Source organism: Roseibium sp. MMSF_3247 (genome assembly GCF_030733765.1).
Lineage (GTDB): Bacteria > Pseudomonadota > Alphaproteobacteria > Rhizobiales > Stappiaceae > Roseibium.
On the sequence record NZ_JASHII010000002.1, the window covers coordinates 932,532 to 945,825 of the forward strand.

Annotated in this window: 13 protein-coding genes; 8 read left to right on the forward strand and 5 right to left on the reverse strand. The window is 56.3% G+C overall.

The window, feature by feature from the left end:
• Positions 1 to 27 precede the first annotated feature (27 nt).
• Complete coding sequence (locus RBB44_RS09650; protein WP_306147156.1) at positions 28 to 1,320, forward strand: RsmB/NOP family class I SAM-dependent RNA methyltransferase; 1,293 nt, start codon at positions 28 to 30, stop codon at positions 1,318 to 1,320.
• 6 nt (positions 1,321 to 1,326) lie between these two features.
• Here the strand turns inward: RBB44_RS09650 and RBB44_RS09655 are convergent, their stop codons facing one another.
• Complete coding sequence (locus RBB44_RS09655) at positions 1,327 to 2,583, reverse strand: lipopolysaccharide assembly protein LapB (protein ID WP_306147157.1); 1,257 nt, start codon at positions 2,581 to 2,583, stop codon at positions 1,327 to 1,329.
• A gap of 193 nt (positions 2,584 to 2,776) precedes the next feature.
• Between RBB44_RS09655 and guaA the strand changes: the two genes are divergently transcribed.
• On the forward strand, positions 2,777 to 4,351 hold the full coding sequence (gene guaA, locus RBB44_RS09660; RefSeq protein ID WP_306147158.1) for a glutamine-hydrolyzing GMP synthase: 1,575 nt from the start codon (positions 2,777 to 2,779) through the stop codon (positions 4,349 to 4,351).
• A gap of 66 nt (positions 4,352 to 4,417) precedes the next feature.
• Positions 4,418 to 4,933, forward strand: coding sequence for a hypothetical protein (locus RBB44_RS09665; protein WP_306147159.1), 516 nt, complete (start codon positions 4,418 to 4,420; stop codon positions 4,931 to 4,933).
• Positions 4,934 to 4,937: 4 nt separating this feature from the next.
• On the opposite strand, the gene RBB44_RS09670 is transcribed toward RBB44_RS09665, so the two are convergent.
• Both RBB44_RS09670 and RBB44_RS09675 read right to left on the reverse strand, forming a co-directional pair.
• Complete coding sequence (locus RBB44_RS09670) at positions 4,938 to 5,264, reverse strand: TraR/DksA C4-type zinc finger protein (RefSeq protein WP_306147160.1); 327 nt, start codon at positions 5,262 to 5,264, stop codon at positions 4,938 to 4,940.
• Positions 5,265 to 5,377: 113 nt separating this feature from the next.
• Positions 5,378 to 6,121 carry a bifunctional 2-polyprenyl-6-hydroxyphenol methylase/3-demethylubiquinol 3-O-methyltransferase UbiG gene (locus RBB44_RS09675; RefSeq protein ID WP_306147161.1) on the reverse strand — a complete coding sequence of 248 codons (744 nt, stop codon included), beginning with the start codon at positions 6,119 to 6,121 and terminating at the stop codon, positions 5,378 to 5,380.
• Between the two features lie 290 nt (positions 6,122 to 6,411).
• Between RBB44_RS09675 and RBB44_RS09680 the strand changes: the two genes are divergently transcribed.
• Positions 6,412 to 6,780, forward strand: a complete 369-nt coding sequence (locus RBB44_RS09680) for a hypothetical protein (RefSeq protein WP_306147162.1) — start codon at positions 6,412 to 6,414, stop codon at positions 6,778 to 6,780.
• Between the two features lie 4 nt (positions 6,781 to 6,784).
• Here RBB44_RS09680 and RBB44_RS09685 read toward each other — a convergent pair whose 3' ends face one another.
• On the reverse strand, positions 6,785 to 7,420 hold the full coding sequence (locus RBB44_RS09685) for a MarC family protein (RefSeq protein WP_133947499.1): 636 nt from the start codon (positions 7,418 to 7,420) through the stop codon (positions 6,785 to 6,787).
• A gap of 212 nt (positions 7,421 to 7,632) precedes the next feature.
• Between RBB44_RS09685 and gyrA the strand changes: the two genes are divergently transcribed.
• Entirely contained in the window at positions 7,633 to 10,455 is a 2,823-nt protein-coding gene (gene gyrA, locus RBB44_RS09690) for a DNA gyrase subunit A (RefSeq protein ID WP_306147163.1), read from the forward strand.
• Positions 10,456 to 11,002: 547 nt separating this feature from the next.
• Here gyrA and RBB44_RS09695 read toward each other — a convergent pair.
• Positions 11,003 to 11,419 (reverse strand): phosphopantetheine adenylyltransferase, encoded by a 417-nt coding sequence (locus RBB44_RS09695; protein ID WP_306147164.1) that lies wholly within the window; start codon positions 11,417 to 11,419, stop codon positions 11,003 to 11,005.
• A 160-nt stretch (positions 11,420 to 11,579) separates the two neighbouring features.
• Here RBB44_RS09695 and coaD point away from each other — a divergent pair, with 160 nt between their 5' ends.
• The 3 genes from coaD to RBB44_RS09710 are packed head-to-tail and all read left to right on the forward strand — an operon-like array spanning position 11,580 to position 13,195.
• Positions 11,580 to 12,083 (forward strand): pantetheine-phosphate adenylyltransferase, encoded by a 504-nt coding sequence (coaD, locus tag RBB44_RS09700; RefSeq protein ID WP_306147165.1) that lies wholly within the window; start codon positions 11,580 to 11,582, stop codon positions 12,081 to 12,083.
• Positions 12,084 to 12,143: 60 nt separating this feature from the next.
• Complete coding sequence (locus RBB44_RS09705; RefSeq protein ID WP_306147166.1) at positions 12,144 to 12,680, forward strand: peptidylprolyl isomerase; 537 nt, start codon at positions 12,144 to 12,146, stop codon at positions 12,678 to 12,680.
• A 44-nt stretch (positions 12,681 to 12,724) separates the two neighbouring features.
• A complete protein-coding gene (locus tag RBB44_RS09710; RefSeq protein ID WP_008190151.1) occupies positions 12,725 to 13,195 on the forward strand; it encodes a peptidylprolyl isomerase in 471 nt (156 codons plus the stop codon).
• Positions 13,196 to 13,294 lie beyond the last annotated feature (99 nt).

The window sequence follows — 13,294 nt, forward strand, 5'->3', positions numbered from 1 at the left end:
ATATCGGCTCTTTTCAAAGGGTAAGCAATGAAAGACGGCGGACGCCTCGCGGCGGCAATTGAAGTCCTGGACGAAGTGGAACGCCGTCATCGGCCGGTCCAGGTTGCCTTGAAAGAGTGGGGATCTGCGCACCGGTTTGCCGGGTCGGGAGATCGCACCGTCATTGGCAATCTCGTCTTTGACGCTCTTCGCAACCGGGCCTCTTTGTCAGCTCAAATGCAGGACGACAGTCCGCGCGCACTGGCGCTTGCGACCTATGTGCTGACCTGGGACAAAGGTCTTGAGGCGCTTACCACCGTCTTGAGTGAAGACCGGCATGCGCCCGAGCCATTGACCGACGCTGAGGCAGACCGCCTTGCCGCGCCTGTGCCGAACGATTTACAGCCGTGGCAGGCGGCCGATGTGCCCGAATGGCTGTGGCCCACATTCTCCGCGGTTTTTGGCGACAATGCGGTCGCCGAGGGCCGGGCCCTTGCGCACCGCGCACCCGTCGACATGCGGGTGAACACCCTGAAGTCGGATCGGGCAAAACTCTTGAAAAAACTCAGCTATGCAGGTGCCCAAGAGACCGGTTTGTCGCCATTTGGAATGCGGATTGAAGCAAAACCGGGTCTTGGCCGGATGCCGCATGTTCAAGCCGAAGAGGGCTACCGCAAAGGCTGGTTCGACCTTCAGGATGAGGCCAGTCAGCTGGCAGCCTTGCTGGCAGGGGCACAGCCGGGACAACAGGTTTTGGATTATTGTGCAGGCGGTGGTGGCAAGACGTTAGCGCTGGCTGCTGCAATGGAGAACAAGGGTCAGCTCTACGCCTATGACGCAGATCGTTTGCGTTTGGCTCCGATCCATGAACGGCTGCAGCGGGCCGGTGTCCGCAACATACAGGTTCGTGATCCCGCGAGCTCCACGTTGGACGATCTGAAAAGCCAGATGGATCTTGTCTTCATTGATGCGCCATGCACGGGCACCGGTGTCTGGCGCCGCCGGCCGGATTCAAAATGGAAATTGACAGAAAAGGCGCTCAACGATCGCATGAACGATCAGGTGCATGTTCTTGATAACGCGAAAGAGTATGTAAAGGTCGGTGGGCGTTTGGTCTACGCAACTTGTTCGTTGCTCCCAGAAGAAAATGCCGACCAAATCAGCCGGTTTCTCTCCGAAAATCCGGACTTTGCGTCTGTCTCTGCACTGGATGTCTGGACTGCAATGCTGCCGGGCAAGCCAGTTCCAGCCTATATCACCGAGCGCGGTGACCTGACCTTGACGCCTGCATCCACCAAGACGGATGGCTTCTTCATCGCGATCCTGGAGCGGACCGCGTAAAGACCTTTAGGACACGTCTCTTCGGCTGAGCCCGAGCACATTCGGCAAAGGTTCGTCCGGGCCTGCGCCGAATTTCGGTTTTTCACCGTCTCCGGAAGACTGAATTGCTTCGGTCTTGTCTCCGGCTTCCGTTTGTTTTGCTTCCGTACCATCGACGGAAACGCTGTTCGCGGCCGTCTCTGTTGCGTTGTCGATTTCTGCTGTTTCGTGATCTGATTCCGAGCCCTGCGCTGCATTGTTGCCGGAATTGTCGACACCAATCGAAGTGCTCTTGGGTGTTTTTGCGGCACCCTCTGACGCCTTGATCAGCTTTTCAACCAGGATGCGAATTTTCGGATCCAGGTCTTTGCCGTTGCCCGAAGTCAGAACCACGCGGGCTTGGTTCGGGAACTTCATCGCGGCAAGCGCGGCGCCAAGCGCATTTGCTGGGCCGCGGCTTTCCGGATTTGCGTCAACCGCCTGCAGGGCGTAACGAAGCGCTGCGCCGAATTTGCCGAGCTTGCGGCAAATGACGCTGAGACGGGTCAGTAGATCTGTATTGTTTGGTGCGAGGCGAAGTGCTTCTGAGGCGGCCTCAAGAGCATCTTCCAAATCGCCGCGTCCTTCCAAGGCCTGGCTCAGCATGTCAAACGCATCGGAGTTGTCTGCGTCTTGCTCGGCAGCCCGGACCGCCAAAGATATGACGTCATCGTAGCGCTTCGATTTTAACAACGTTCGGGCAAGGCCAAGCAGCGCGGGAATATGATTTGGTGCACTCTTTAGGAGTTTCCGATACGCAGCCACTGCCTGCGGTGCCTGTCCGCCCTTCTCCAAAACCTCAGCCACAACGGTCTGCGCTGCGGGGCTGTTGGGCAACAGTGCTGACAACCGCTGCGCATAGGGCGCTGCAAGCCGCGCCTGTTCACGTTGTAAAAGAAGATTGGACAGTCCGAACAACGCGTTCTTATGGTCCGGATCCCGATCCAGAACCTCCCGAAAATTGCTTTCGGCCAGCTCCAAATCGTTCATAAGCAACTGGCAATTGGCAAGGCTGGACCGGGCATTGATATGGCTGGGGTCGGCAAATATGAGCCGGCGCAAACGGGATTGCGCTTCTTCAAGCTCGCCGGTCCGCAGCAATGCCGAGGCCGCCCGATAGGCTATATCGGTGTCATGCGGCAGCATCTCACTGGCGCGCAAATAGCCGGTCTTGGCTCTTAGCAGATCACCATTTGCTTCAAAGCCAAGGGCCTGATCGTAAATTTCGCGGGCAGCTGCGGTCATGATGCTCGGTTGGGCTGGTTATTGATTCATTAACCTAGGGCAGGCGGGGAGTCCGGAGCAAACGCCAAATCCAACCGTACACAGCTTCTCCCGGATCGGTGCGCAGTACAGCCAGAGGCAAAATGTTGTGCGAGAGCGTTTGCGGCGCAAGAATCCGGTTCAATTTCGGCAAAAAGACGGGTAGAAGCGCGCCATGACACATCATCACGACCGCCTCCTTATCATCGACTTCGGTTCGCAGGTGACCCAGCTGATCGCCCGCCGCTTGCGCGAGCTGAATGTCTACTGCGAAATCCACCCGTATCAAAAGGTCACCGACGAGTTTTTGGCCGAGTTCGCGCCAAAGGCGGTGATCTTCTCCGGCGGGCCGGATTCCGTGACGCGGCAAGGCTCACCGCGGCCGCCGGAGAGCGTATACAGCATCGGTGTTCCAATCCTCGGCATCTGCTACGGCCAGCAAGTGATGATGCAGCAGCTGGGCGGTGAAGTGCATGGCGGCAAGATTTCCGGCGGTGGCGGCACCGCAGAATTCGGCCGCGCATTCGTGACACCCGCCGGTACCGATCTGTCGATCCTGAACGGCTGGTTCGCGGGTGGCAGGGAGCAGGTCTGGATGAGCCATGGTGATCATGTCGCCAAGCTCGCGCCAGGTTTCGAGGTATTCGGCACCTCGCCGAACGCGCCTTACGCGATCACCGCGGACACGGACCGGAACTTTTACGCCGTTCAGTTTCACCCCGAGGTGCACCACACGCCGAACGGTAAGACGCTTTATGAGAATTTCGTCAAGCTCGCCGGGTTCACCGGTGACTGGACCATGGGCGCCTACAAGGACGATGCGATCGAAAAGATCCGTCAGCAGGTCGGCGACAAGAAAGTCATCTGTGGTCTGTCGGGCGGCGTCGACAGCTCCGTTGCCGCTGTCCTGATCCATGAAGCGATCGGCGACCAATTGACGTGTGTTTTTGTTGATCATGGTTTGTTGCGGCTGAATGAGGCGGAAGAAGTCGTCTCGATGTTCCGGGACAACTATAACATTCCGCTGATCCACGCCGACGAGAGCGATCTGTTCCTTGGCGAACTGGACGGCCAGTCCGATCCGGAAACAAAACGCAAGATCATTGGCAAGCTGTTCATCGACGTGTTCCAGAAACACGCCAATGAGATTGAAGGCGCGGAGTTCTTGGCTCAGGGCACGCTATACCCGGATGTGATTGAAAGCGTCAGCTTCTCAGGCGGGCCTTCGGTGACGATCAAATCTCACCACAATGTGGGCGGCCTGCCGGAAAAGATGGGTTTGAAACTGGTCGAACCTCTGCGCGAATTGTTCAAGGACGAGGTGAGGGCACTCGGCCGTGAGCTTGGGTTGCCGGAGAGTTTCATCGGTCGTCACCCGTTTCCAGGACCGGGCCTTGCCATTCGCTGTCCGGGGGAAATCACCCGTAATAAACTGGAAATCCTGCGCAAGGCGGACGCGGTTTACATCGACCAAATCCGCAAGCACGGCCTGTATGACGAGATCTGGCAAGCTTTTGTAGCAATCCTGCCGGTCCGCACGGTCGGCGTGATGGGTGATGGCCGGACTTACGATTACGCCTGTGCGCTCCGTGCTGTAACCTCCGTCGACGGCATGACCGCGGACTATTATCCGTTCAGCCACGAGTTTCTCGGTGAAACCGCGACCCGGATCATCAACGAGGTCGAAGGCATCAACCGCGTGACCTACGACATCACGTCAAAACCTCCGGGCACGATCGAGTGGGAATAGTTTTGGCAGGCCGCGGTTTGGAAACAAGCTGCGGTCTCTTTGTTTTAGGTGAAGTAAAAGGCTTTCGTGCCCGTGGCGCTCATCGATCTAGAACCGAATTGCTCAAAATGCGCTGCGCTGTGCTGCGTCGTGTTTGCGTTCGACAAATCTGAGTCGTTTGGTCTTGACAAGGCGGCGGGTGAGGAATGCCCGAACCTCAACACCGACAATACTTGCAAGATTTTTGGAGAACGGGTTGAACGTGGATTTCCGGGCTGTGTCAGCTACACCTGTTTTGGAGCCGGCCAACGGGTTACTCAAGAGGTCTTTGGTGGCGCGAGTTGGCGGGAAGAACCAGCGCTAAAAGCCAGGATGGGCGCGGCACTATCTGTACTGCGGCGGATCCATGAACAATTGGTTCTCTTGAATGCCGCGCGAGGGTTGCCGCTGACACCGGAACAACTTGCGCAAATACAATCCTTCGAAGCCATACTGTGTTCTAACGACACTTGGAGCGAAGAGACACTTTCTCGGTTCCCAATCGATAAAATCGCCGGTGACATCAGCAATTGGATGCAGCAACTGCGCGGACTGGTGTCATAAAGGCCTATTTCGCACAGCGGATACAAAAGGCCGCTGCCGGATCAACCTCAAGACGTTTTGCAGCAATGTCTTCGCCGCATTGGGCGCAATAGCCGTATTCTCCCTCATTCAGGCGCTTGAGCGCCGCTTCAATCCGTTGAATATCGGCGCGGCGCTGACGCTCGGAGGCTTGTGCCATGGCTTGTCCCTGGAGAGCGTCCATGCGCGAGAGCCGGCCAACGGCCTGTTGGTCCAGCATGACGGTCGCCCGCGCGTCCTCGGAAATCTCGCTGAAGCTCTCGAGCTCTGCCTTCAGCTTGACCAGCGTTTCTCGAACCGCCGCATCGTTCATAGAGGCCCCTCCTGTCCTGGCGTTCAGTTTGACAGATCAGAGCACGACATCACAAGGCAGAGTGAAATTAGGGAGCTGTTGCCAAGCGGGCTTTGTATTACCGGAATAGCGAATTAGGCTGCGTGCGGTTTTTGCGCGACGACAAAAATGTTTTTGCCCAGCAAGTGCCGCGCTCCAACAGCGTCGATTTTCTTGCTGAGGGGAAAGACGTACTTGTTGTAAAACTCATAGGAAGATGCTGAGCCGAGACCGCCTTCGACATCATAACCGACAAGCTTCACCACAAGGCTGGCAAAGAACCCCAAGCTTTCAACATAGTGGCAATCTTTGAGGGCGAAGCCGGAAGATTGGAGTTTGTGGATGAGGTCCCGCTTCGAATAACGGCGATAATGTCCGACAGACCTATCCAACCCAGAAAACAGCAACTGAAACGCTGGAAGGTAGAGGACCAAGGTTCCGCCTGGCTGCAAAGCCTCAAAACAGTCACTGATAGCTCCACGGTCATCTTCGATATGTTCGAGAACGTTGGAACTGTAAATGCCGCCAACCTGTTCCGGAAGATCGAGAAGACTATTTGAGACCTGATACCCTCGATGGCGAAGAATTGACTGTGCGGTTTCGTCGATTTCGACGCACCGCGGCCGCACAGCTGTCTGCTTGTGTACAACGTCCGCCAATGTTCCGATTCCGGCACCGAAGTCTACGATAGATTCGCAGTCATAAAGCGCTCCGGAAATGAGTTTCACGATATGCTCATTGTATTCCGGCATGGATTCTTCGACAAACGAGAGTTCTTGAAGACCAGAATATGTCGTGTTGGCAACGGACTGCATGGCATGCTCGCAAGAATAAATCATCTTTAGCTCAGTAGAGCGCGAGAGTTCTAAATAAATACTAAAGTCTGGGCTGTTCGGCGGGATCCAAAAATGAACCCGAACGGTTACACAAGGGTTTCGTGGTTCCAGCAGTAAGATTGCGTTTTCACAACGTGCTGAAGAGCCAGACGGGGTTTGTAAATCCTTGAAATTAGCCCCTCCGCAACACGCGCGTATCCTTAAATTAACTCCCAGTGACGCAAGTTTGACTGTTTGTGCTCTCGATTTCCCGGCAAACTGGCCGCATTGAAAAGAATGTTTGGAGCATTTGAATGCTGGGAAAAAGGGTTATCTCCATCGCCGCAATCATCAGCGCGCTCGTCTCTGGCGCAGGCGTCGCTGGTGACGTTGAGATTGTTGATGCAACGGCGAAAGAGGGTGCCGGCGGGTGGACGTTTTCTGTCACGCTCAAGCACGGCGATACAGGCTGGGACCACTATTCGGATCTTTGGGAGGTCTACACGCCGGAGGGCGAACTTCTCGGCAAAAGGGTCCTGGCGCACCCGCATGTCAACGAGCAACCATTTACCCGGTCCTTGTCCGGCGTTCAGGTTCCGGACGATATCACCTCCGTGATAATCCGCGCGCGGGACAGCGTTCACGGTGTTTCGCCGCAGGAATTCCGTTTGGAGCTTCCGTAACCGGTTACGCGAGGAACGCCAGGATCCCGTCGGCGACAAATTGTACCGAAAGGGCTGCAAGTAGGACGCCCAGCAGGCGCGTGATGACCAGCTGAGCCGTATCCCCCAGCGCGCGCTCAATGCGTTCTGCCAGCAAGAAGGCGCCGAGACAACTGACCAGGATGATCAAGATCACGCCGCCAAGACCGGCATATGTCAGGGTGTCCGGGGCCTGGCTGGACAGGAGAATGATTGCAGATATGGCAGCCGGGCCAGAAATCAGTGGAATGGCCAGGGGAAAGATGGCGAGTTCGTTGATGGTCGCATGATGGGCCTCAGCGGATTCCATCGCTTTTTCGGCCGTTTCACTTTTGCGTTCCTGGCGTTTGCCGAAAATCATCTCGATAGCGATCAGGAACAACAAAATGCCACCCGCGACCCGGAAGGCGGAAACCGAGATCCCCAAAACATTTAGCACCGTCTGACCAGTGAAATAAAACAGGCCCAAAATACCGGCTGCAGTGATGGTCGCCCGGATGGCAACCCGGCGCCGGTCGGCGGAGCTCATGCCGGCCGTTATCGCCAGAAACATCGGCGCTAATCCGACGGGATCGATGGTCACAAAAAGCGTGGCGAAGGCATTGATGTAAAAGTCGATCATCGCGTGTCTCCGACAGGCTGATTGGGCGTTTGACGTGCGTTTTACAGGGCTTTTGCCCCTTGCGCGACCAAGCCTTGTGAAATGTTTCTGTGTGCCTGTGTATATGATTTATAAGGCATTGAAATTACGAGATTATTAGCAAGCTCAAAAACGCCCACAAATTTGGTCCCGCGAATTGAATCGGATATAAAGACACCAGCAATAACAAACAAATGAGTGTCTCCTTGGCTGACCAGGACAACAGCACCCCTTCAGGCGGGCTTCCGTCGGACATCAAGCCGGTCTCCATCGTCGATGAAATGAAGCGCAGCTATCTCGATTACGCCATGAGCGTGATCGTGTCCCGTGCGCTACCGGACGTCCGGGACGGCTTGAAGCCGGTGCACCGGCGCATTCTCTATTCGATGCATGAAAACGGCTATGAGTGGAACAAGCCTTACCGCAAGTCGGCCCGTGTGGTCGGCGATGTTATGGGTAAGTACCACCCGCATGGTGACAGCGCGATCTATGATGCCCTTGTCCGCATGGCGCAGGATTTCTCCCTACGCTTGCCGTTGATCGACGGCCAGGGCAACTTCGGCTCCATCGATGGCGATCCGGCCGCGGCGATGCGGTACACCGAGTGCCGTCTGGAAAAGGTTGCGCACCGGCTTCTCGATGACATCGACAAGGAAACGGTCGATTTTCAGGAGAACTACGACAACTCTGAATCCGAGCCGGTCGTCCTTCCTGCAAAATTCCCGAACCTTCTGGTCAACGGTGCTGGCGGTATCGCGGTCGGTATGGCGACAAACATCCCACCGCACAATTTGGGCGAAGTGATCGACGCCTCCATCGCGCTCATGGAAAACCCGGCGATGACGCTGGAAGAGCTCATGCAAATCGTGCCCGGACCGGACTTCCCGACCGGCGGCATGATCCTCGGCCGCTCCGGTATCCGCAGCGCTTATGAGACGGGCCGTGGGTCCGTGCCGATGCGGGCCAAGGTCGACACGGAAGAAATCCGCAAGGATCGCTGGGCCCTGATCGTTTCGGAAATTCCGTATCAGGTCAACAAGTCCACGATGATCGAAAAGATCGCCGAGATGGTGCGGGACAAGCGCGTCGAAGGCATCTCCGACATTCGCGATGAAAGTGACCGCTCCGGTATGCGGGTCGTGATTGAGCTTAAACGCGACGCCGTGCCGGATGTGGTTTTGAACCAGCTTTACCGGTTCAGCCAGCTTCAAACGTCCTTTGGGGCGAACATGGTGGCGCTGAACGGCGGCAAGCCCGAACAGATGAACCTGACCGACATGCTGAAGGCTTTCGTCGCCTTCCGCGAAGAGGTCATCCAGCGCCGGACGCGGTACCTGCTGAAAAAGTGCCGTGACCGGGCGCATATCTTGGTCGGTCTCGGAATTGCCGTAGCCAATATTGATGAGGTGATCAAACTCATTCGGGCCGCCCCGGATCCGGCGACTGCGCGCGCGCAATTGATGGAACGCAACTGGCCGGCCAGGGACGTGGAAGATCTGATCCGTTTGATCGACGATCCGCGCCACATGGTTCAAGAGGACGGCACTTACAAGCTGTCCGAAGAACAGGCTCGTGCGATCCTCGATCTCCGGCTGCAGCGCCTGACGGCCATGGGCCGGGACGAGATTGAAGAAGAGCTCAACAAGATCGGCGCCGAAATCAGCGACTATCTCGACATTCTTCGCTCTCGGGCGCGGATCCAGGAGATCGTCCGCAACGAGATGCTGGAGATCAAGGAAGAATTCGCAACCCCGCGCCGGACCGAGATCATCGAGGGCGGAGCGGACTTTGACGAAGAAGACCTGATCCAGCGCGAAGACATGGTCGTGACCGTGTCTCATGGCGGCTACATCAAGCGTGTTCCGCTTGCGACTTACCGCGCACAACGCCGCGGCGGCAAGGGCCGGTCGGGCATGGCGACCAAGGATGAGGATTTCGTCACCCGTCTCTTTGTTGCCAACACGCATACGCCGGTTCTGTTCTTCTCCTCCCGAGGTATTTGCTACAAGATGAAGGTCTGGCGTCTGCCTCTCGGCGGCCCGACCTCGCGCGGCAAAGCCCTGGTCAATATGCTGCCGTTGGAGCAAGGCGAACAGATCACCTCAATTCTGCCGTTGCCGGAAGACGAGGACACCTGGGCAAACCTCGACGTGATGTTTGCAACGGTGCGCGGCACCGTGCGCCGGAATAAGCTCTCCGATTTTGTCAACATCAACCGGAACGGCAAGATTGCCATGAAGCTGGAAGATGGCGACGGCATTGTGGGGGTCGACACATGTTCCGAACATTCGGATGTCATGCTGACCACGAATTCCGGCCAGTGTATCCGTTTCCCTGTGACAGACGTTCGCGTTTTTGCCGGACGGAACTCAGTAGGTGTTCGCGGCATCCGTCTTGCGGACGGCGATCGTGTCATCTCCATGCAAATCCTGCATCACATCGATGTCGATGCCGAGGAGCGCGCCGCATATCTGAAGCTTTCCCGGGCCATGCGCGGCGAAGCGGATGAAAACGGCGGGGCTGCAGACGAGGATGGTGTTGTTGCTGGCGAGTTGTCTCAGGAACGCTATGCGGAAATGAGCGCTGCTGAACAGATCATCCTGACCATTTCTGAAAACGGATATGGCAAACGGACGTCGTCTTTCGAGTACCGTGTCACCGGCCGCGGCGGTAAGGGCATTACGGCAATGGCCGTCAACAACCGGAATGGCGGCTTGATAGCCTCGTTCCCGGTTGAAGACAGTCATCAGATCATGCTGGTGACGGATGGCGGTCAGTTGATCCGCTGTCCGGTCGATGGAATCCGTATTGCTGGCCGCGCGACCCAAGGGGTGATCATATTCAAGACGGCCGAAGACGAGAAGGTCGTCGCCGTTGAAGGGATCTCGGAGGTTGATGAGGATGAAGAGCTCGTCGAAGGTGAACTGCCAGAAGGTGGCGCAGCCGAGGGCGACGCTGGATCACGCGAGGGGGGCGATGGTGATGCACCGGACAGCTCCTCAGGTTCAGATGAGTAACACTTAGAATTCGGGCGGCATTTCAGAGATGGATTTGCCGCCCTTTTCTTTGTCAGATTCAGGTTATTCTGTTGCCAGCTCAACTCTCTGCAACGCCTGCAAGAATACCGGACATGTTCGGGGCGCCATGCCAAGTCGAGGCTAGTTTGGCTGCTGCTGCCGGTGAACGAAAATTTTTGCATACCAGCGCCGCATGCAACGCGGCGATACCAAGATCCTCATAGTTTTTGATCTGTGCAGTTTGGGCCCATGTAGTGGCACGAGGGCGGCGTGTTGCGTGGGTCTTCGTCATCATTCTGCTCCCTGTGATGGTGCGCCGAAGCGCTGATATGCCTAAAGGAGCAAACTCTTTGCCAAACCTTCTTGACCTGAAAAAAGCCAATTAAAACAGACGCTATGATGAATTTGTTGCTGATCCTAGTTGGTCAGGATTTGCCGGATTTGGAGAGTTTCTTCGCGATTTGGGAAACCGAAAACGACAACAGCGGCCAGGGTGGAACCTGAGCCGCTGTTTGCCGTTAGGGATATTGGGTTTGGAGGTTTTATATCAGTTGGTCGATGGGTAGCGGGCCAAAATGGTCTGGTTGACGGTGTTCGGCTGTTTTTCGATCGTGACGTAGGAAACGGTGCGAACCTTGGAGGCGCCGGTCAGCTCTGCGGCACATTCAGCGCTCCAAGCGCCCCATGTCTGGCTTTCACAGTTGGCAGCCTGAGCCGGGATGACAGCGCGGTCAGTCTTGGTCGCCATCATGCCCTGCGGTGTTGTCTGACCAACTTCCTGTGCCTGTGAAGCGTTGCTCGCGTTCATGCTGATGATGCCTGCGATCAAGACAGTCAGCAGGGCCAGGATGAAGATCGAGGCCAGTTTGAAATTTGCAATCGGGTCCATGGCTTTGGTTTTCGCTGTAAAGGGACGGGCAACCTGGTGATGACCGGTTGTTTTGTAAAAACTGCTGCTCCTCATCGTCTTGGCTCCTGCTCACGCCGTTTGTTGATGAGGCCACCTTGGCCCATGTCCGGCAAGAAACCTGTGACCGCCATCACACAATGTCGCATGGCGGAAATTGTCTTTCACGGGCTCGGATGCCTTGTGATGCGGCGAGCGCCAGAGTAAGGATGAGCCCATGACACGTATCGCGCTTTACCCGGGCTCTTTTGACCCGGTAACAAACGGCCATATGGACATCTTGAGACAGTCGCTTGCACTGGCGGACAAGGTCGTCGTGGCCATCGGCATTCATCCGGGAAAGAAACCGCTGTTTTCGTTCGAAGAACGGGTTGAGCTGATTCACACATCCGCGGTTGCCGAATTCTCCGAGGCTGAAGCCAGCCGGATCGAGGTAATCGCGTTCTCCGATCTCGTAATCAACACAGCACGCACCCAAAAGGCCGATTATCTGGTGCGCGGGTTGCGGGATGGAACTGATCTTGATTACGAGATGCAAATGGCCGGAATGAACGGAACTTTGGAGCCGGACATAAAAACCGTGTTCCTTCCGGCATCACCGGCAGTGCGGCACATTACGGCCACTTTGGTGCGCCAAATCGCGCAAATGGGCGGGGAAATCTCCGCTTTTGTTCCTGAGCCGGTTGCAGCCCCCCTGCGCCGGCGTGCAAGACCGGACTGACACATTTTAAGTCGATCCCAATTCACCCCATGTCAACGACGTGAACTGCGGGAGTAACCAATGTCACGAATTCTCACAGCCCTGGCTGTTTTGGCGGCCCTGATCTTCATGCCGGCTATGGCCGCTGCACAGCAGGATCTGGAAAACACGCTTTATCTGGATTTGAAAGATGGCCGTGTGGTCATCGAGCTGCGCCCGGATCTCGCGCCGAACCACGTTGCGCGCATCAAGGAACTGACGCGCGACGGGTTTTATGACGGCATCGTCTTTCACCGTGTGATTGATGGGTTCATGGCGCAAACAGGCGATCCGACCGGAACCGGCCGCGGCGGATCTGACAAGCCGGACGTGAACGCTGAATTTTCGTCCGAGCCGTTCCAGCGTGGGACGCTTGGCATGGCCCGGGCCCAGAATCCGAACAGTGCCAATTCCCAATTTTTCATCATGTTCAATGATGGTGACTGGCTGAACGGTCAATACACCGTGTTTGGCAAGGTCGTCGAAGGTATGGACCTCGTCGACAACATCACAAAGGGTGAGCCACCTGCAAACCCGGATAAAATCATCAAGATGCAAGTTGCTGCAGACGCCGGCTAACCGGTGCTGCACCGACTGGCCCCTGAATACCCAAGGAGAAAACCATGGCTGACATCAAAGACGCCGAAAACACATTGATCATGGACACCACTCAAGGCGAGGTAGTGATCGAAATGCGCCCGGACCTTGCGCCCAACCACGTTGCGCGCATCAAGGAATTGGTCCGTGAGGGTTTTTATGACGGAATCGTCTTTCACCGCGTAATCGAAGGATTCATGGCCCAGACCGGGTGCCCGAATGGCACAGGCACCGGCGGTTCCGGAACTAAGTTGAAGGCGGAATTCAACGCCGAACCGCATGTGCGCGGCGTTTGTTCCATGGCGCGTGCTCAGGATCCGAATTCCGGTGACAGCCAGTTCTTCATCTGCTTCGACGATGCCACCTTCCTTGACCGCCAATACACGGCCTGGGGCAAGGTGATTGAAGGCATGGAAAATGTCGACAAGATCAAACGCGGTGAGCCTGTCCAAAATCCGGACAAGATCAATTCAATGAAGGTTGCCGCAGACGCTTAAGTCTCGACTTCAGCTCTGACTTTTGCAGCGCGGGTGGCAACATCCGCGCTGTGTTTGTTTTCACCTCCGGTTGACCTGATGCCAAACCGGCATTATCAG